Genomic DNA, 19,348 nt, shown 5'->3' on the forward strand with positions numbered 1-19,348 from the left:
TACAAAGAGCAGCAGACAACAGTTCTAGAATCCCCACCACAACACTAAACGATGTTCACGGTCAGCAGCAAACTCTAGACTTGCCCTAATATCTTCTTCTGTTAATTCAGGGAAATCGTCTAATATCTCTCCATGAGACATACCAGCTGCGAGCCAGCTTAGAACATCGTACACCGTGATTTGCATCCGTCTAATACAAGGTTTACCACCTCGCTTGTCCGGTTCAATTGTAATAAGATCGTGATAGCTCATGGTGATTATAAACTGCATAGCATCTTTCTAAGTCTAGAACAGCTTTACATTGTGCTGCAACGAGGCGATCGCAACAACAGTCTACTTCTTTTACTGCGATCGCTCTATCCCGTAAATTAGTTTTATTAACGCGCAATCATCGGGATTTTAGTAAAGTACCCGGATTGTTAATTGAGGATTGGACGGTTTAATGCGACACCAAACAGCCCGTCGTAGACATCGCCTAGTTTATTGTCGAGTCAGGGCGATCGCAACAACAGTCTACTTCTTATACTGCGATCGCACCATCTCGTAAATTAGTTTTATTGACATGCAATCATCGGGATTTGGGCAAAGTACCCAGATTGTTAATTGAGGATTAGACAGTTTAATGCGTAGGCGCAGCCCGTTGTAGACATCGCCTAGTTTCTTGTCGAGTGAGGGCGACACCGAATAGCCCGTCGCAGACATCGCTATAACGGTCTACTTCTTGTGCATCTCACACACAATCCCTAAAAGCGATCGCTACAACGGTCTATTTATTATGCATTTCACAGATAATCTCTAAATGCGATCGCAGTTAAACTTACTCTACAAAACTGAGTATTATTGAGTGCGATCGCAAGCTGGTTGTCAAAGAATGTGATCGCACCAACGTTCGACTTCTTATGCATCTCACAGATAATCTCTGTGATGCGATCGCGACAACGGCCTACTTCTTATGAATCTCACAGATAATCTCTAAATTTTGTTAACCTGGGGCAATAACACATCAAGGCAATTAAATCATTTTTACTACCTTCGTTTGCTAAAATATTGCGAATTCCATAAGTCATCTGGAAATCCGCGGTTCTTTCAGCACTTACATAAATGTTCATTTAGGGTGGTTCCTGTGCCGTTTTGTACCCAAGTATTATCTAAACATTCAAATTTGATATAAATGTAACCGTTTAAGGTGCGGAATGTGGGTTAATTAGTTTGTATAACTCATTAACCCATGAAGTGAGGAAATGTTAAAGATATTTAGATCCCCTTTTTTAGTAATTGCGATTCTTTTGGGAGGATTTAGTACTTTTCTTGCCTACAAGGGAGAATATGAAGCTGCTATGGCTGGGGCAGGCGTTACTGTAGCAATAGCAACGGCAAGAAACAATAAAGATGAAGATTCCGGAGATTCAGATGAAACAACACAAATTATGTGGTACAGGGAACAATGCGAAGAACTGAGAAATGAAATGAGGGAGCGAGATAAAATTCTTCGCTGGGAAAAGGAGAAGTTAATGCAGCTTATAGAAAGAGCAGAGGATGTACGGCGGCACGAAAGGGAGATGATGCAGGAGATTGCACAACTCAAGGGAGATTTAAGTTTACTCAACCAGCGTTTTGAACAACAGGCTAAAATTAAGGAGATGGAATTAGAGATTGAGAGGCTTAAAACGGAAAAGCATTTGTTGCTAGAACAGAAAGAACTTAGATCCCTTCCTGCATCTAGGCTTGAAGTGTTTGAAGTCGGAATCCAGAAAATGCAGGAAGCAGAAAAATCTGAAAATTGTGAGGATTTATGATTAAGCAAGTTGAAGGAAAAAAAGATTCTAAATCTCAGCGTTCTCAACGACGTCTGTACGTAGGTACTTTTTTAACTACCATAACTCTCTTTCTTGTTTACCTAATCGCTACAGACTCATTTCAGAAAAGTGATGCAGCTAGATATGTTGCATCTTTTGTTGCTGGTTTATTTGGTTTTACAGCGATTGAAACATTGCGCCGCAGCTTAGATTGAAGTTCTATCCTGTGCGTTACGTTAATATTAGCTATAGCGGTCTAATAAGTTGTGCAATCACTTTAGTGTCTAGCAGGCTAACACTTTATGGGGCAAACGGACAAAAGATCCTGCCTGGCGTGGATACAAATTTTATCTACTGCTCAATTTAGCAAATTTGCACCATTTAATCTAAAAAATCGTGATTTAAAATAGTTTTCAATTTAACAGTTTTTCTTAAAGCAAAATGCAAGCAAAACCTCAAAACCAAACTCTATAAGAGTTACACTATCTGAAGCATTAAAATAGATTATTACTACATAACTCTGCAACTCGGATTTAGGCTAGAAATAGGTTCTTTTTTCTGCCACCACAAAAAAACCTTGCATTATATCAATTATAAGAGCGATCGCTAGGTTCGGAGTAATCCCAAGAGTGCATTTGACGGAAAGGTAGACCCATCTTTTGGAAGACGTACTTCTCTTTCACACCAGAAGCTACCAAATCAGGCTTCAGCGCCTTGATAAATTCCTCGAATTCGTAAGCGGTAACGTCGTCATAAACGATGGTGCCGTTTTCGATGTAGTGAGTGGTACGTTTGTAGTCGTCATTATGAGCGAACTCATAACCAGTACCAATCATCTTCATGCCCAAGTCTTGGAAAGCTGGGACAACGTGGCGAGGACGTAGACCACCAACCATGATAGCAACGGTCTTACCTTCCAAGCGGGGGCGGTACTTAGCAACTACCGCATCCATTGTTGGCTGATATTTGGCGATAACTTTCTCAGCGTTTGCTTGGATTGTTTCGTCAAACTTGGAAGCGATTTCCCGTAAAGATTCAGCAATCTTGGTGGGGCCGAAGAAGTTGTATTCTAACCAGGGTATACGGTATGCTAAAGCCTGCAAGCCTTGTATATCAATAGTTTTGCAAGTCTGCGTTCTGTGTGTCTTGCTTTTGTCTTAAAGCTTATGATTTAAACATCCAAAACTCTATTGAAATGGTAATTTGATTTGCAAATTGTGGCTTAAGGCGTGTGAAGTTTTAACTGTATACCCAACAGAATTAGGAATCGAGCCTTAACCCTCGACTAGAGATGCAACAGTGGTGCATAAGTCAAAATTCGCTGGCGGATAACATTATGTTGTCCGGCAAATTTTTGCAAAAACTTGCAGATTATTTGTCAAACTTTATACACTAGGCTAAAACGTGAGTGTATTGGTATGGAAGTACTGGGAAGGCAGATTAGCGAAAATGGAGTGCTGCATCTAATGGACGGCGAAAAAGCTGATCAGGAAACTTGGTTGACTCTGTGCGGTCGCCAAAATCGCACAACTAATGCTCTACCGTTGCAAAAATTTGATGGTGGCAAGAACTGCTGTACAGTCTGCGTCAGGATGCAACGCGGTAATGAGTTGCTGCGCTCTCGACTAAATGCAGCATGAGTGCGTGGCAAGTGGGGTCTAGTTGGACTGCCTTTAAAATCCTTAGAATTCTCTGGCGAAACCTATTAGGTTTTTATCTTTATTGTTTGACAGCGTTTTTTCAGCAGGTAAATCATCCGTCGATAAGTATACTGTCCGACATGAACTGGATGATGATCAGTGGACTTGGTTTCTTTGGGGTTAATGTCGAAGAGAGTAACTCCATTGCTGGCACTGCAATTCTAGGAAGAATTAAACCAGTGGCAAGTTAACTTGCCGAAGAAATATTAGCGTGGTTTACTTTTCGGAAATATATAATGTTTCCTCTAGGTTTCGCGTGGTTTGAATGCAATAAGAGCGAATTCGCTTGCACGGATAGGTTTAACCCCTCCGGCAAATTTTGTAGCATTCCCGGACATAGGGAAATGTTATACATTTCCAAAGTACGCAACACTGCTAGAAAATTCTTGATGCTTCCATGATCCAAGGAAACTTTAGAAGTTTCCGTAAGTCCAGAACGATGCCACTGTTTACGGATGTTCTTTGACCGGAGGGGTTAAGGCTCCGCAAAGGCGATCGCTCTGCGGGCAATTTACGCTGTGTGCTTTTGTAGCACCCTATGGGTATTAATCAACATTTTGGTGACTTATGAGCAGTTCCTATTGCCGCACAACAACGGCTAAACCTTAAGGTTTGTACGAAGTTCTTCACCAGCGATCGCCCGACGTTTTTGTACGCAATCGGCAGCGGCTGGTCTTGCTGCTGCACGTTGCGGTAACTTCCAACTTCAACTTACGACTTCACCAACTAGCTGGTGGAAGTTGTAAGTCAGGAGTTGGAAGTTAAGGTACGACCAACCATCGCGGTGAGGATGGCTAACGTCTCCTCAGTTCGGCAGCGGTGGCAGAAATAACCGGGCATTTGTATCCCGGTTGCTCTAACCAAAAGACATCCCCTTCAATCTGAGATACCACCAGTTTTTTACCGCGCAAGCTAGGACGTACTGCACCGATGTACTCCACTTGATCGCCAATCTCAAAGGTGTCAATCGGAACGACATTTTTGGAATCGTCTACTTTATGATTTTGATTCTTGTGTGCAATTTCTTTTATTTTTTTTTCTTCACTGTCAGAAATCTCGGAAAAAGGTGGCAACGGTAGCAACTTTTCGGCTGTATTGCTTGCTGTATCTGGATTAGAGGCAGTTACTACCTTGGTTGCTACCTTTGAGGATAATTCATTAATATCTGTAGCCGTATTGCTTGCTGTATCTGAATTTGAACGATTTTCACTCTCAGTTGCTACCTTTCCCTCTTCCGGTTGCCACCGCCACATCTGTAAAACCTTGCCGCTAATCTTCTTCTTCTCGCACTTTACCCACCCAATGCGCTTTAAGCACTCAGCCACCCGCATCTGTAAAATGCGATCGTGCTTGCCAAGTTCGATTTTGAGACAGTTACTCAAAATGTCGCTGACGGTGGTTTCTGATTGAAACTCCAAGAATGCGTCAATTGCTTCATCCCAGGTATCGCCTACCTCGTGGCGTTTATTTAGTAGGGCGTTGCGCTTTTCGTCACTTTTGGTTAAGCAGTTTTCCTCTCCATTGCGATAGGCGATAACAGCTGCTGCCCACAACCTGTCCCTTTCTTCAGCTAGTTTCTCTACAGGGATTTCGTCAACGGTGACGGGGATAATCCAGTACCTTCTGTGTCCCTCTGGGTCAACTAGGAATTGCGCCGGGTTTACACTGCCCACAAAGCAGCTAGTTCTAGGGAAGGATTCAATCGATCGCCCATAGGGAACCCGCAAGTTATCATCCTTGGTTGTGAGAAAACCCCGTAAACTCGCTATCTCTTTGCGTTTAAAAACTGATTCGAGTTCTGCTAGCTCTAAAATCCAAAATCGCCTCAGCTTGAGCCGTTCGTCTTTGTCATTATTGCCGCTGGCAATCGTGTCATCGAACCAGTCAGAGTTAACAGCTAGCGTTCGCCAAAAGGTTGATTTTCTGATGCCCTGATTTCCTTGCAATACTACAGCTGTATCATGCTGACACCCAGGTTCAAATACCCGCTTCACTTGTCCAATCAAATGTTTTCTCATGAAAACGTTGTGCAGCGGTTCATTGCTGCCAAAGTAGCGAGTTGCAAGATCATCTAATATCCCCAGGTCAACGGATGAATAATGCTGGGCTACGCGCTCCAAATATTCTTGCACTGGAGAATAAGAACGTTTTTTGGCAAGACTAAGTACTATCTGTGCTGCTTTCTCGCTGCTGATGTCGATGTCAAACTCATCAATCAAGTTAATTGCCAAGGTATCCATGTCCAGCGGTTCGCCGTCTAATTCCGGTCTGATGGTCATGGTGTTAAACCGCAGGCGATGTCCCCATTCAGCGGTAATCAAGTTAAGCATTTGCTTACTTTTACTCCGAGCTGGCGATATCCGCTCAAGGCTTGACTCAATGGTGCTTTCAATTTGCCACTCTAGGCGCTCGATAAAATCTTCTCGGCTAAAACCTTGTGCCATTCCCCATTCCACCCAATCTGCTATGTCGCCTTTCGCTGGGCAATTTTGCCACAGCGCTGTGGGTAACACTTCAATAAACGGTATTTTGACGGACGCTGCCGCTGCCTCCAAAGCTGCTGCTTTTTTGCGCCCTGGCTCATCATTATCAGGAATGTAAATGATTCCCGCTATTTCTGCCTTTTGAAACATCTCTATCCCGTTTACTAGGTCAGTTTTACCCCAGCTACCCCCTTGAAAAGTAAATGCCACCAAACCCAATTGCTCACGCGCTGCCTCTACACAAGTTTCACCCTCTACCCCCAAAATCCATCGCCCTTTACCGTATTGCCTGACTTCATCTATTCGGTAAGGTGGCCACGGGTCATTTCCCTTACCAAATGTGGGCCACTCATCATCCTGCATATAGCGGGGATAAACTTTTTTGGTGTAACCTTTTGGCTTACTAGAATCTTTTTTCTCTGTTCTCTCTACCCATTGTTTCCATCCATGCGTCCCCTCTCCATCCCTGGAGTATGGATACAAGATAAATCTTTCCTTCTCGGTATCTGTCATTAAGAATGCCGACTCTATTGGTAGCTTTAGCGTGGCTAGGCGAATATTGCCTGTAATTAGAGGTTTGGGACTAGGTTCGGTCTTGGGTGGCATCAGTTGGAATCGCTGACGGTGATTTTGTGCGTAATCGCTGACCGCTCCCGTTTTCACGTAGATGGGGTAGCCGTCCTTGCTGTCTTTGATGTGCTTCCAGCCGTTTGGCGTTGTATCTGTGCGACGGCATAACACCGCATCACCGCTAGCAGCTACGCTACACCAGTCAGGTTTACCGCATAACGGACAGGGGTTTGCTTTGGTGGCTTCTGCCCAATCTCCTTCTTGTTTAGAAGCACTTAAACGGTAGACGTGGTAAACTTTCTTTGTCATGGTTCGACAATCTCGAATGGTTTAAGTTTGTAGATGTTTGATTCACTTTCACAGTCGGTGTCCTTCTCTCAACGCTATTCACTTTCGCCTGATCTTGGGATATGTGGTGGTTTAGTCAATAGTTCGCCAAAACTTGCCGACATGACTGCCACTGAGCAAAAAATACTGTAGAAATTGCACCAAGTGCGGCACAATAAAATTAAGTATACTTCCCCTTGGAGCAACTACCGATGTGTAAAGTGGTTCACCTGAGTGGGATTGAGCCTTGGAAAGTGCCGTTAACACTGACCAAGGCATTTTAATTAGTTACATCGGCTCTAGTTCTCGGTCATCAACCCATTCGCGTTCATTGTCATCTGGCTCAAACCAAGGATGATCTTCTGGGAGAGAGACGTTATACTGCCAGTCCAAGCCAGTCCAGGAAAGTCCAAGCACTGTTACGGGGTACAAAATTTCACCCTGCTTCACTTTTGTCTTGTGTAGCACGGTCTGACCGATAAAATATTCGGGCTTATCGAATTCTTTACTCACTCGCAAACGCCAAAATTGCGGCGCTTGACGAAAATTACCCAAAGTGGGCGCGTCAACAGCTAACATACTATTGCCTCCTTATAGGCGTGAGAACTGGTAAGGGGGAAGTCGTGCTGGTGGGGGAGATGTGGTAATTTCTCCTGCCAGGGCGCATTTAAGCGCTGACTTCATTTGTCACATCAGGTATCTGAAATCATTGAAGCAGATTTCGCAACAAATTGCGATCGCGCTTCTTTAGCCAGAATGATCATTTATCCATTTCATGTGGGTAGTGAACTTGGGAGCGACACGACGCTACGATTTACTCGCTGCAACTTGAGTGAACTACTGTTTTCATCTGTATACACAAGAATACAATATACTTGAATACACTGTCAACAGAAATGTAGACAACAAAACTGAAACCATATAATATTGTAGACAGTTGTAGACAATAACAGGATTATGGTTAGCAAACAATTTTCGTTTCGCTTGCCTGATGAGGCTGTAGCAGCCTTGGAAGCATTGCAAATAGAGGGTGAAACATTAAACCAGACGGCTCAAAGGAGAATGATAGAATGTCTAGGGCTGTCTACAGATACATCTAAAAAACTGTCTACATCTGTAGACATCAAGCAGATGATAGCTGAAGAAGTGCGATCGCAACTGGAAGCACAACTGGAGGAACTGCGGGGAAAATCGAAAGCCCGGTAGCAGAGGAGAACAGCGCTACTACCGGGCAACCAAGCAATGAAGAGTTAATCCTAACCCGCGATCGCACACTCAACAAGCTAAAAGTTGGCAAGCAATCAACGGCAGGAAAGGCGATTGAAGCCTTTATTAAAGAGCTTACGCATGGGGTCGATCGGCTCTCTATAACCTGACTTAAGTAGCTCACGTGTGCGTCTACAGTGCGCCTACACCTTGTCTACAGTTGACTTAAGTAGTCCATCTGTGGCACACATCTAGCTCATAGGTGGCACATATAAGCTAGATGTGTGCCGCGCAAGTCGCTCACTACCTCATCTGTTATCTGTAGATAATCTGTCTACAGCGTCTACAGCAAAACCGCGCTAAATTTTGGGCTGTAGACGGCTAAAAACCGCTCTGGATAACGTTTTCAGCAACTGTAGACAAAATTTTCAGTGCCATTTTTAACAGAAATTTCTAAAAAATAGGCATTTTATCTAGCATATAAGGTCTTGCAGGTGTGAAAGTGGCAACCAGAGTAGGGTGAGGTAGTAACCGAGCTTAAAATCCAGTCACAGCAAGCAATACGGCAATAGATATCAATCAATTATCTTCAAGGGTAGCAAACAGGTCGCAACCGCTTATAATCCAGACACAGCAATAAATACAGCCGAAAAGTTGCTACGTTGCTACCTTTTTCTCAAAAAAAAAGACAGTGAAAAAAAATAAAAAATTTCGCCCACAAGAATCAAAATCATGAAGTAGATGTGGCGAACTTCGCAGTAGATCAAGTAGACAGAACCTCACTGATTTGATGCCGTGCCAGAGCTTGCCTGAGATATTCGACCTCAGCCCTTAGTCGTGCATTCTCCTGTATCAACGTATCCATGTCATCTTTTTTGTCCACTGCCTGCTTAATTACCTTCCTGCGGTTCTCCAAGCTGAACCACTTCTGATAAATCTCAGTGTGAATCTCTACAGAATGCCCCAAATTGTCAGCAGCAGCTTTAATTGGAATGCCCATCATGTGCGCTCGAATCGCCCAAGCGTGGCGTAAGTCATAGGGCGTAAACGGAATATTTACGCGCCTAAACCACGATGAACAATTAACCCGAATAGTGTTGATATCTGTAAAGCTAGTTCTGCCATCAGTTTGAGCTTTTAACAGTTCCAAATACTCTACGTTTTTTAAATCAAACAAGTAAACCCATTCAGGATGTAGCGGTAAAGCTTCTCTGTAACCAGTCTTAGTATCTGGGTGAACCTTCCATGTATTATCTTTATTCTCAGGACTCAACCACCAATCAATTTCAGGATTTACAAACAATTCTCTTGGGCGTAGTCCATAAGTGGCAAGCATTCCATACACCCATTCCCACATCTTCCAACTATCTAAACAACTCTTCTTGATTGTTAAGCTTCTAGTCAAAGAGTAATGATGAAAAGATTCCTGATATTTGATGATATCCTGATCGCTGGGAATGTCCCTAACCTGACTTTTGGGTTGTGTGGCTTTAAAATGTTCGAGAGTGAAACTAGTTAAATTAAGAGTTGCTTTTAAAACCTTCAACGATTTAACAGCACTGTATTTAGCAGAATCTCCCGTCAATTCTGCAAACTTTTTATCAATCTCCGCTTGAGTCAATAAAGTATCTAGCCCAATCAATCGCCGTAAATACTCCTTGTAATAGAAAAAGGTGTGTTTACTTTTTTCTGTTAACTTGCGTGTTTTGAAATACTCAGTTTCAAACTCTTCTAAAACATCACCAAGGGTTTGGGATCTGTTGCTGACCTTAGCGATTTTACCCAGATATTTGTCAGTCCATTCAAACTGTTTACGGGCAAGCAGCTTGCCTAGCTCGTTTGCCTCTTCCTCAGCTGTTCTCAACCCGTCCAAGCTTGCAGGGATGTTTAGCGAAATCTTGTACTGCTTGAAACCAGTTCCTTTAGTGTCGCGATCGCCGGGTTTGATAGGTAGGGATGCTTGCAATTGAATAGTGTCCCGTGCCACGACCAAACCCACTTTGACCTTAGCGGCTTTTAGACGGGCCCTAGTGTCTGTCAAACCTTTCTCAAACTTGCGTTCCAGATGCTGCCGAGTAGCCTTCATGTGTTTCTGCGTTCCTAGATAGCTGCCATCGGTAGATGCTGGCGGAGTGAAGTCCTCAAAAACGTCCTGCCCTTTGCTTTTCATTGTGTCTTAAATGTGTCTTAAAATTTAGTCCATTTAGAACAATGTTTAAACTGAGCAAAGTTAGACGTGGACTAAATCCTGGTATCACAATATATTAAATCATACTTTGTACAGGGTATACCATAAGCTTCTTCCATGTGACGGCTGATGTAGTTCATCGACCGGTAACAGTGGATGAGGTTCATCTTCACATTGGGGGTCATCAACATTTCGTTGATGGTGCCATCACCTGACCACTGAGCGACTACGCGCAAGCCGATTTCTTCTAACAGGATGCGGCTAGCCCAAGCATCTCCACCGATGTTGTAGTCACCAATGATGGCTACATCATAAGGAGTACCTTCAAACTGAAGTGTACCGTCTTTCTTAGCTTGATCTGCTCTGGTGAATACCCAGTCACGAACCATGTCGTTAGCAATGTGGTGTCCCAAAGATTGGGAAACACCCCGGAAGCCTTCGCAACGCACGGGTACAACTGGCTTACCAATTGTTTTCGATGTCTTGCGAGCAACAGCTTCGATGTCATCTCCAATTAGACCGATGGGACATTCAGATTGAATGGAAACACCACGGTTGAGGGGGAAAAGTACATCTAGTTCTTCGATCAGCTTGACAAGTTTCTTGTCACCACCGAACACGATATCTCTTTCTTGGAAGTCAGAGGTGAAGTGCATGGTACCAAAGGTATCAACACCTGTGGTTCCAATGTAGTAGTTACGACGACCAGACCAAGACCAGTAACCGCAACCTACAGGCCCGTGGCTGATGTGGATCATGTCCTTAATAGGGCCCCAAACCACACCTTTAGAACCGGCGTAAGCACAACCACGAGCGGTCATTACCCCAGGAAGGGATTTGATGTTAGACTTAACGCCGCAATCGGACTTACCTTCTTCGTATACGCCTAAGTGCTTTTCGCGCTTTTTAGCAGCTTTTTCTGGGTAAGCACTGAGAACTTCTTTAATTAGTTCTTTTCTTTCTTCGATGATGTTTTGATTTTCTGGAGGTGTCATATTTAGCCTCTGTGACTCGTAAGGATCGGGGCATAGGGGGACTAGGAGTCCCCTCTAAGGTTAGGGGGGAGATGCTAGAGAGAGGAAAAGGTAAGATATAAAACTCTTCCTTTTTCCTTGTGCTAAAGCGTTATTTATTAGCAGCGACTTAGACTACAGGAGCTTCAGCAGCAGTCTTACCAACCAACTTGGCAGCATTTTCGTCGCTTTCGAGAATACCGAATTCAATCAACAATTCTTCTAGTTCTTCCATTTCGATGGGTGTAGGAATAGCTAGGTTCTTGTTGTCGATAATTTTTTGAGCCAAAATCCGATATTCGTTAGCTTGGTTGCTTTCTGGAGCGTACTCGTTAACAGTCATCCGGCGCAATTCTGCGTGTTGAACAATGTTGTCACGAGGTACATAGTGAATCATTTGGGTGTTCAACCGTTTTGCCAAGGTTTCGATCAATTCGATTTCTCGGTCTGTGTTACGGCTGTTACAAATCAAACCACCCAAACGCACGCCACCGGTGTGAGCATACTTAAGAACACCACGAGCAATGTTGTTAGCAGCGTACATCGCCATCATTTCACCTGATGTAACGATGTAGATTTCTTGTGCCTTACCTTCACGGATAGGCATTGCGAAACCACCACATACAACGTCACCTAATACGTCGTAAGATACGAAGTCTAGGTCTTGGTAAGCACCGTTTTCTTCTAAGAAGTTGATGGCGGTGATGATACCACGACCAGCGCAACCTACACCGGGTTCTGGCCCACCAGATTCTACGCAACGAACGTTACGGAAACCGGTTAACATTACTTCTTCGATTTCGATATCTTCTACTGCACCACGTTCTGCGGCGAGGTGAAGAACGGTTGTTTGAGCTTTGCTGTGCAGCATCAAACGGGTGGAGTCAGCTTTAGGGTCGCAACCGACGATGAGGATGCGTTGACCCATTTCTGCCATAGCTGCCAAGGTGTTTTGGGAAGTGGTAGATTTACCGATACCGCCCTTACCGTAGAAAGCTATCTGTCTTATGTTTTCTTCTGTCATGACTCGTATTTCCCTGCAATTGGTTGGTTAGTGGGTCTTTGCTTTTGTCAGTTGCGTTCACGCCAGTTGAGCGACAGTAGTGAGCGCGTGTAGAGCATCGTTAGTAGCATTGGCATAAATGCCTGCTGGGGGCGATCGCTCCACAGCCAAAATTATTGACAATAAGTTCATCGATCTTCCTCGTTAAAATTTTTTTCTTTTGGTTTTTTGTCCTTTGTCCTTTGTCATTTGTTTTGACAAAGAACAAAGAAAAATACGCAATTTACAAATACGTCATAATGTGTTTCAGCTTGCAAGATTCAATAGGACTTGATGTTGCTATTTGTCAACAATCAATGCATAAGTCCTATTACTTGTTCAAAATAGCGCCCTTCATATTTGTGACGCGATCTAGTGCAGCTTTGGTGTCTTCTGCTGACACTCCACGCACAGCCATTGCTTCACCGAGATGCTTGGCGATCGCATCGAAGTGTGGTTGCTGTAAATTCAATCCTGCGTGGGTTTTGTCCATTGGACGACCGCCGTATTGCTTTGGCCCTTCAAATATTTGAGCTAAGAAAGCAACTAGATGATTGCGTTGCTTCGCCATGTCTGTACCAGCAAAAATGGGATTGAGGAGGCTGTCAGTGGCAATGCGTTTGTGGAGTTCATCTACTACTTGTTCAATAGCTGGTTGTCCACCAATGTTGTCGTACAATGTACTCATACTTGTCTCCTTTGAAGCGAGTTGGATGATGAAATTTGCTTTTTAGGCGCTTAATCTTTTTGCCTATATGCTGTTAGCCTTCATAGCTAAATTAGCTATCGGTTGTCGGTAGGATTGAAGCATTGATGTGGAGACAATTATATGGTTCAAATCCTACTTTTTGTTCCTGGCTGAATGCATATTAGGGCGTATTTGTAAAATACGTTAAGTCCTACAGCAATTCCTAAACTGCTTCGACTACAAGGCTCTTGCTGACACGATCTTGTAATCTGGCTTCGATCGCAATTTTCAGAGTTGCTGTACTACTAGAACAGGAACCGCAAGCACCTTGCAGTACAACTTTAACGCGATCGCCTTCTACATCATAGAGTTCTACATCTCCCCCGTCTGCAATCAGTACGGGTCTGACTTCTTCATCAAGAACCTTTTGAATTAGAGCAATCTTTTGGACGTTTGTTAGCGCTCGTTCCTTAGATGTAACAATTTCTGTGGCAACTTTTACGCCGTAATTGTTGAGAGCAGGTGAGGCGTATTCCTGTTGAACTGATCTAATAATATCATCAATGTTCGCCAGACAGGAACCGCATCCGCCACCAGCTTTTACATAATTTGTTACTTGTTCAGCATCCGTGAGATGATTTTCTAGAATCACGCGACGAATTTTGGACTCGCTGATGCCAAAGCAACTGCAAATTAACGCGCCTTCATCGTCATCATCATGGCTAGTTAGAGGAATGCCACGATAATTATAGATAGCGGCTTCTAGGGCTTCTTGTCCCATGACAGAGCAATGCATCTTTGCTTCTGGCAAACCACCCAGGTAATCTGCAATGTCTTTATTGGACACTTTCAGAGCTTCATCTAAGGTTAAACCTTTGACCATTTCGGTTAATGCACTAGAAGATGCGATCGCACTAGTACAGCCAAAGGTTTGAAAGCGAGCGTCTAGAATCTTATCAGATTCCACTTCTACTTTCAGGTGCAATCTCAAAGCATCGCCGCAAGCAATGCTACCGATTTCACCCGTTGCAACCTTAATTCCAGGTTCGCTCGTTTCTTCAATTTCTCCCTGATTCTTGGGATCGTAAAACAGTTCTAATACTTTATCGGTGTAGTCCCACATATTAAGTTCTGAGTAATGAGTGCTGAGTTATGAGTGGGGGGATTGGGGAAGGGGTAATGGGGAAGGGGGAAAAATCATTCCTTTACCCTTTACCCTTTAACCTTTTCCCATTTTTTCCCAGTCCCTAACGATGCGCTAGTGCTTGTTCTTGTCCTTGCAACCAACCTGCATCATCATTTTTGAAGGGTGAGAGGGCGCGTAAACGTTCTACAATACTGGGCATTACCTCTATTACTCGATCGATTTCGGCTTCGGTGGTGTAGCGACAAAGACTGAAGCGGATAGAACCGTGCAAAGTTGTATAGGGTAAGCCCATTGCCCGGAGGACGTGAGAGGGTTCCAGAGAACCGGAAGTGCAAGCAGAACCGGATGATGCACAGATACCGTATTTGTTCAATAACAGTAAAATTGCTTCACCTTCGATGTACTTGAAGCCGATATTTGTGGTATTGGGCAATCTCTGCGTAACGTCGCCGTTAACTACACAATCGGGAATTTTAGCGAGTAAAGTTTGTTCGAGGCGATCGCGCAGCTTTCTTTCTCTGGCGATCGCTTCTTCTAAGTGTAACAGTTCTAGTTCCGCAGCTTTGCCCAAGGCAATAATTCCTGGAACATTCTCTGTTCCCGCCCTACGTCCGCGTTCTTGGTGTCCCCCAATCATGAAGGGACGGAACCGAACTCCGCGCCGGATATATAAAGCACCAATTCCTTTTGGCCCGTGCAACTTGTGACCAGACAAGGTTAACATATCCACCGTGCTAGTCTTCATATTCAAGGGGATTTTTCCCACTGCTTGCACCGCATCCACATGGAAGATAGCACCATACTCTTTTACACGCAACCCAATTTGCTCAATCGGGAAAACCGTGCCGGTTTCGTTATTAGCATACATAATTGTCACCAAGGCGGTGTTACCCGTCAAGGAAGCTTCTAATTCATCTAGATCCAACTGCCCTTGATGATTTACTGATAGATAGGTAACACTGTAACCTTGAGTTTCTAATTGTTTGCAGACATTGAGTACTGCTGGATGTTCTACTTGAGTAGTGACAATATGTCGCTTTTCTGGTTGTGCTAACAGTGCGGCTCGAATCGCCGCGTTATCTCCCTCAGTTCCACAACTTGTATAGACAATTTCTGACTCATCGGCTCCCAGGATGGCTGCAAGTTGTTCTCTTGCTGTTCTCACTGCTTTACCGACTTGCCCACCAAAGGTATGCATACTGGAAGGATTGCCGTAATAATCTGTGAGGTAAGGTAGCATTACCTCTATAACTTCTGGGTCTACCTTAGTGGTGGCATTATTATCGAGATAGATGCAGTTATTTTGCATTGTTGTCTTCAATTACGAATTACGTTAGCGAAGCGTTAGCGACGCAGGAGCGTCATTACGAATTACGAATTGTTTGGGGTTGGCGCTTTTGCAACTGTTCGGAGTATTTCTGGGAATAACAGTTAAACCAACGTTCCCAATAATCTTGTTTATTTGTTAATTTAGCAACTACGCGGTTGTAATTGGTAAACCAGCCTTCCCAATAATCGCTAGGCTGCTTAACGCAACCGTCGCAGGTAGGACAACCAGCTTTACACTGAGGCACGGTATGAATGCTACCAACGCAGTTTGTACAAAGTTCAGGGTCAATCCAGTGCTGTCCGTCAACCACTTTAACTGCATTTGTGGGACATACAGATAGACAGAGATTGCAGGAAATACACTGGCTAGTAAGAATTTTGTAAGCCATGATTTATTCTCCTTTTTTGGGGATTGGGTACTGGGTATTGGGTACTGGGTATTGGGAAAATTCTTTCTTAATTCCCAGTCCCTAATCCCCAGTCCCTAATCCCTAATTACCTAATTCCTTAACGTATTGCTCGTAAAACTCTAAAGCAACCTTCTCAATCACGTCGTAAGCTTCAACAGTCTTGATTCCAGCTTCTTGCAATTTTTCTTGAGGACAGTTACCAATCTTGGAGACTAAAACTGCTTTGCAATCTGCGATCGCTTTCATAATATGCTCAAAAGAAGCTTCTTCGCCGTATCCACCTTGGCAGTATTGGTCAATTTTGCGATGACCGATAAAGCGAACTTCGTTTCCACCCACTTCGTAAATTTGGAATTCTTTCGCATGACCGAAGTGTTGGTTAACTAATCCGCCGCCTTTGGTTGCTACTGCAACTAAAACTTTCGGACTATTGGCGATTTTCTTACTGGCTAGCGCCTTATCTTTGGCTACTTTAAGTTCTTCTTTAAACTTCTCAATTCCTTCGTGAACAGTAGCGCGTTGCTCCATGTCATATTCGGGAGCCATTTCCAAGAATTTCTCTTTGGAAAACTCCTGACTGCGGTCTTCTCCCAACAATCCGACTGCATCGGCACGGCACTGGCGACAGTGACGCATCATTTTCATGTTACCGGAGCAGTTGTCTTGAACTTCTTTGAGTTCTTTGGGTGTGGGGCCGCGTTGACCGGTTAAACCGAAGTGTGTACCATGCTCTGGTGCAGAAATCAATGGCATGATGTTGTGCAAGAATGCACCTTTCTCACGGATGACTCGATTCACTTCGACTAAGTGATGGTCATTAATTCCGGGAATCATCACGGAGTTAACTTTGCACAAGATGTCAGCATCTTTCAGAGCTTGCAATCCTTCCATTTGTCTTTCGTGGAGGATTTTTGCACCTTCAAGACCTCTGTAACGCTTGCGTCTGTAGTGAACCCAAGGATAAATCTTAGCACCGATCTCTGGATCTACCATGTTAATGGTGATCGTCACGTGGTCTATATTTAATTGTTTAATGCGATCGATGTAGTCTGGCAGCATTAAACCATTGGTTGATAAGCACAGCTTGATGTCTGGTGCTTGCTCTGCAATCAACTCAAATGTGCGGAAAGTTTTTTCTGGGTTCGCCAATGGGTCGCCAGGGCCGGCAATTCCCACAACTGTCATTTGGGGAATCTTACCACCAATGACCAAAGCTTTGTGTGCGGCTTCTTCTGGTGTTAGCAATTCGCTAACTACTCCAGGACGGCTTTCGTTAGCGCAATCATATTTGCGGTTGCAATAGTTGCATTGGATGTTGCAAGCTGGTGCAACTGCAACGTGCATCCGCGCGTAGTGGTGATGAGCGTCTTCGCTGTAGCAGGGATGTTTAGCAATGCGTTCTTGGAGCTTTTCGTCCCTTTCCACGGTGGTGCTGGTGGTGCTGTCGCAGCCGCAACCACCTGATTTTGCTTGGGTTGGCGATTCCGTAGCGTTGGAGTTGAGGAGTCGTGTAGACGGTGATGTCATTGAATTTCGCAAAAGGTCGGTGGACTTGGCTGCCACTGTGGGAGATGCCGTTGCTACTCTTTCATGCCCAGAATTGAAGTCGCGTCTTCCACACTGCCTGCAAACCCTTGGGTGAGGGCGACTTGTTTTCAAGTAAAGCAGGCGATAGATATCTGATGTTCGGCTGGTGTGTGTCAACGTTCGGTTCTTGGGTAGAATTTGTGCTTACAGCCGCGACTTCTCTTCACTTCAGGCATGGTGCTATGTCATCCCTCCACTCACTTTTCGCTTTGTTTTGTTTCAGAGCGTTAAGTGATTGGCGATAAAAGATTTATATCAGCCGTCTTGAAGCTAGGCGATATGTCTATCTAGGATAGAATTTATTGGATTTATTACTTTTGTACTCAAATACTAAAAACTCTAATTCTTCAAGCATTACAAGAATTAAAAAAGTTTTTTTCAGGTAGGGGTTCTAGTATTTTTTGGTTGGGGTTCTAGTGTTTATAGATAGGGGTTCAGGATTTCTTTGTACTCAGCTAAAACCCAATCTCAGCAAGGAATTTAATCTAATTCTAACTGGATTTGAGTTATTAAAATGTGTACTCAGATTGCCCTCAAATTCCGTCAAAAGCAAGAGATGCCAAGGGTTTGAGGGTGAAAAACTGGAGTAGTCTACATCGTTCTACTCCAGAAAAAAAGCGAAATTCAATTCTGTATCTAACATATCATTTTTTTGAGGGTAAAAATGCAATTCATATTTTTTTAATTTTTGCTTTGACAATGATATTCAACTGTGGTTGTAAGCCTTGTTTGATAAGCGATATGAGGTAATCAAAATAGGTGTGTTGCTGCATATCATTTTCAAAAAACTTAACTTTTTACTTCTTTTATTTCATGACCACTATGAGGAGATGGGTAAGAAACTGTCGGATTTTGTGTTTAAGAGAAACAACAAACTATAATCTAACATGATTGAGCGATCGCAATGATTTTTCTGAATTGCTCACTACAAACCTTAGCAAAAAAACCCATTCCCAACACGGGAAGGGGCAAAATTTAAAATATTTCTTCTTATAGGAGAGAGGTTTTCCAGATACCGCTCTTTATTGCTGATACTATTTGGCTACAATCAAACCAAACGTGAAAAAATCTTAAGTTATGATCGCCATTTCCCAACAGCCGCCAAAAATGACCGTTGAGGAATATCTCGAATGGGAACCTCAGCAAGACCTTCGCTACGAATATGCAAATGGCGAAGTGTTTGCGATGACAGGCGGTACAATTCCTCATAACGACATTGCATTAAATCTCTACAGAGCCTTGTACCCTCATCTGCGTTCCAGAGGTTGTCGAGTGAATGTGTCAGATGTGAAAGTGCAACTCACTCCCCAGAGTCGCTACTATTACCCTGATGTTATTGTCAGCTGCGACCCTCAAGACCTCAATGCCCGCAAATTTATTCAACATCCCAAGCTGATTGCTGAAGTTCTTTCCCCAAGTACAAGCGCTAAAGATCGGGATGAAAAATTTACTTATTATTTGACAATTCCTAGTTTGCAAGAATATATTTTGATTGACTCGGAAAAAATCTCCGTTGAGCGTTACTGTCGGGGTAAGGGTAGAATGTGGCTTTACTATCCCTACACGGCTGAAGATATCGTCACTCTATCGAGCATTGAATTTGAGTGTCCGATTGAACTGCTGTATGAAGGTGTTGTATTTGGCACTGAAGAATGAAAAGCGATCGCTCTTTAAGGATTTCCAGGAAATAAATTATCGAAAAGAACGAACCACAGAGGCAATAGAGTTGCCAGTTAGCTTTTAGATAATAGAATTTTCTTGCATTTATAGCACAAGCCTTGGTGGTTATACCAATTCTTTATGAAGCTGCGCTAAATAAGGCTTCAAGGATAAAGTCGTAAGAAGTAAGAGAAGCAATCATC

18 protein-coding genes and 3 pseudogenes are annotated in these 19,348 nt (G+C 43.6%); 7 read left to right on the top strand and 14 right to left on the bottom strand.

Annotation, left to right across the window (positions count from 1 at the left end; genetic code table 11):
• Window positions 1-24: 24 nt before the first annotated feature.
• Complete coding sequence (locus RMZ41_RS30380) at window positions 25-252, bottom strand: DUF433 domain-containing protein (protein WP_322639575.1); 228 nt, start codon at window positions 250-252, stop codon at window positions 25-27.
• On the opposite strand from RMZ41_RS30380, the gene RMZ41_RS30385 reads away from it, so the two are divergent.
• Complete coding sequence (locus tag RMZ41_RS30385; protein WP_322639577.1) at window positions 241-372, top strand: hypothetical protein; 132 nt, start codon at window positions 241-243, stop codon at window positions 370-372. The two genes, RMZ41_RS30380 and RMZ41_RS30385, sit on opposite strands and share 12 nt — an antisense overlap.
• A gap of 410 nt (window positions 373-782) precedes the next feature.
• Here RMZ41_RS30385 and RMZ41_RS30390 read toward each other — a convergent pair whose 3' ends face one another.
• Together RMZ41_RS30390 and RMZ41_RS30395 are read right to left on the bottom strand one after the other, a co-directional pair.
• Window positions 783-905 (bottom strand): hypothetical protein, encoded by a 123-nt coding sequence (locus RMZ41_RS30390; RefSeq protein ID WP_322639562.1) that lies wholly within the window; start codon window positions 903-905, stop codon window positions 783-785.
• 96 nt (window positions 906-1,001) lie between these two features.
• A pseudogene (locus RMZ41_RS30395) lies at window positions 1,002-1,103 on the bottom strand (restriction endonuclease); the annotation flags it as partial.
• Between the two features lie 138 nt (window positions 1,104-1,241).
• On the opposite strand from RMZ41_RS30395, the gene RMZ41_RS30400 reads away from it, so the two are divergent.
• Complete coding sequence (locus tag RMZ41_RS30400; RefSeq protein WP_322639561.1) at window positions 1,242-1,796, top strand: hypothetical protein; 555 nt, start codon at window positions 1,242-1,244, stop codon at window positions 1,794-1,796.
• Window positions 1,793-2,011: a hypothetical protein gene (locus RMZ41_RS30405; protein WP_322639560.1), complete on the top strand. Its 219-nt coding sequence runs from the start codon at window positions 1,793-1,795 to the stop codon at window positions 2,009-2,011. Before RMZ41_RS30400 ends, RMZ41_RS30405 begins: the two co-directional genes overlap by 4 nt.
• Window positions 2,012-2,383: 372 nt before the next feature.
• Here RMZ41_RS30405 and RMZ41_RS30410 read toward each other — a convergent pair.
• Window positions 2,384-2,887, bottom strand: a pseudogene (locus RMZ41_RS30410) (nitrogenase component 1); the annotation flags it as partial.
• A gap of 327 nt (window positions 2,888-3,214) precedes the next feature.
• Here RMZ41_RS30410 and RMZ41_RS30415 point away from each other — a divergent pair.
• Together RMZ41_RS30415 and RMZ41_RS30420 are read left to right on the top strand one after the other, a co-directional pair.
• Entirely contained in the window at window positions 3,215-3,436 is a 222-nt protein-coding gene (locus tag RMZ41_RS30415; RefSeq protein ID WP_322639559.1) for a hypothetical protein, read from the top strand.
• Window positions 3,433-3,687, top strand: coding sequence for a hypothetical protein (locus RMZ41_RS30420; protein ID WP_322639558.1), 255 nt, complete (start codon window positions 3,433-3,435; stop codon window positions 3,685-3,687). Before RMZ41_RS30415 ends, RMZ41_RS30420 begins: the two co-directional genes overlap by 4 nt.
• A 603-nt stretch (window positions 3,688-4,290) precedes the next feature.
• On the opposite strand, the gene RMZ41_RS30425 is transcribed toward RMZ41_RS30420, so the two are convergent.
• Together RMZ41_RS30425 and RMZ41_RS30430 are read right to left on the bottom strand one after the other, a co-directional pair.
• A complete protein-coding gene (locus tag RMZ41_RS30425; RefSeq protein WP_322639557.1) occupies window positions 4,291-6,858 on the bottom strand; it encodes a VapE domain-containing protein in 2,568 nt (855 codons plus the stop codon).
• 306 nt (window positions 6,859-7,164) lie between these two features.
• Window positions 7,165-7,455, bottom strand: a complete 291-nt coding sequence (locus RMZ41_RS30430; RefSeq protein ID WP_322639556.1) for a hypothetical protein — start codon at window positions 7,453-7,455, stop codon at window positions 7,165-7,167.
• A 378-nt stretch (window positions 7,456-7,833) separates the two neighbouring features.
• Between RMZ41_RS30430 and RMZ41_RS30435 the strand changes: the two genes are divergently transcribed.
• Window positions 7,834-8,082 (top strand): hypothetical protein, encoded by a 249-nt coding sequence (locus RMZ41_RS30435; RefSeq protein ID WP_322639555.1) that lies wholly within the window; start codon window positions 7,834-7,836, stop codon window positions 8,080-8,082.
• Window positions 8,083-8,845: 763 nt separating this feature from the next.
• Here the strand turns inward: RMZ41_RS30435 and RMZ41_RS30440 are convergent.
• The 8 genes and pseudogenes from RMZ41_RS30440 to nifB all read right to left on the bottom strand — a co-directional run bounded on the left by RMZ41_RS30440 (window position 8,846) and on the right by nifB (window position 17,426).
• Complete coding sequence (locus RMZ41_RS30440) at window positions 8,846-10,252, bottom strand: site-specific integrase (RefSeq protein WP_322639554.1); 1,407 nt, start codon at window positions 10,250-10,252, stop codon at window positions 8,846-8,848.
• 98 nt (window positions 10,253-10,350) lie between these two features.
• Window positions 10,351-11,265 (bottom strand): annotated as a pseudogene (locus RMZ41_RS30445) (nitrogenase component 1); the annotation flags it as partial.
• Window positions 11,266-11,413: 148 nt separating this feature from the next.
• Window positions 11,414-12,307, bottom strand: a complete 894-nt coding sequence (gene nifH, locus RMZ41_RS30450; protein WP_322639553.1) for a nitrogenase iron protein — start codon at window positions 12,305-12,307, stop codon at window positions 11,414-11,416.
• Window positions 12,308-12,656: 349 nt separating this feature from the next.
• On the bottom strand, window positions 12,657-13,013 hold the full coding sequence (locus tag RMZ41_RS30455; RefSeq protein ID WP_322639552.1) for a group 1 truncated hemoglobin: 357 nt from the start codon (window positions 13,011-13,013) through the stop codon (window positions 12,657-12,659).
• A gap of 223 nt (window positions 13,014-13,236) precedes the next feature.
• Complete coding sequence (nifU, locus tag RMZ41_RS30460) at window positions 13,237-14,136, bottom strand: Fe-S cluster assembly protein NifU (protein WP_322639551.1); 900 nt, start codon at window positions 14,134-14,136, stop codon at window positions 13,237-13,239.
• Between the two features lie 124 nt (window positions 14,137-14,260).
• Window positions 14,261-15,469, bottom strand: a complete 1,209-nt coding sequence (gene nifS / locus RMZ41_RS30465; RefSeq protein WP_322639550.1) for a cysteine desulfurase NifS — start codon at window positions 15,467-15,469, stop codon at window positions 14,261-14,263.
• Between the two features lie 55 nt (window positions 15,470-15,524).
• Window positions 15,525-15,878: a 4Fe-4S binding protein gene (locus RMZ41_RS30470; protein WP_322639549.1), complete on the bottom strand. Its 354-nt coding sequence runs from the start codon at window positions 15,876-15,878 to the stop codon at window positions 15,525-15,527.
• 102 nt (window positions 15,879-15,980) lie between these two features.
• Complete coding sequence (gene nifB, locus RMZ41_RS30475; protein WP_322639574.1) at window positions 15,981-17,426, bottom strand: nitrogenase cofactor biosynthesis protein NifB; 1,446 nt, start codon at window positions 17,424-17,426, stop codon at window positions 15,981-15,983.
• A 1,137-nt stretch (window positions 17,427-18,563) separates the two neighbouring features.
• Between nifB and RMZ41_RS30480 the strand changes: the two genes are divergently transcribed.
• Window positions 18,564-19,142, top strand: coding sequence for a Uma2 family endonuclease (locus RMZ41_RS30480; RefSeq protein WP_322639548.1), 579 nt, complete (start codon window positions 18,564-18,566; stop codon window positions 19,140-19,142).
• Window positions 19,143-19,348 lie beyond the last annotated feature (206 nt).

The organism is Nostoc sp. DedVER02 (genome assembly GCF_034530675.2).
In the GTDB taxonomy this organism is placed as follows: domain Bacteria; phylum Cyanobacteriota; class Cyanobacteriia; order Cyanobacteriales; family Nostocaceae; genus Nostoc.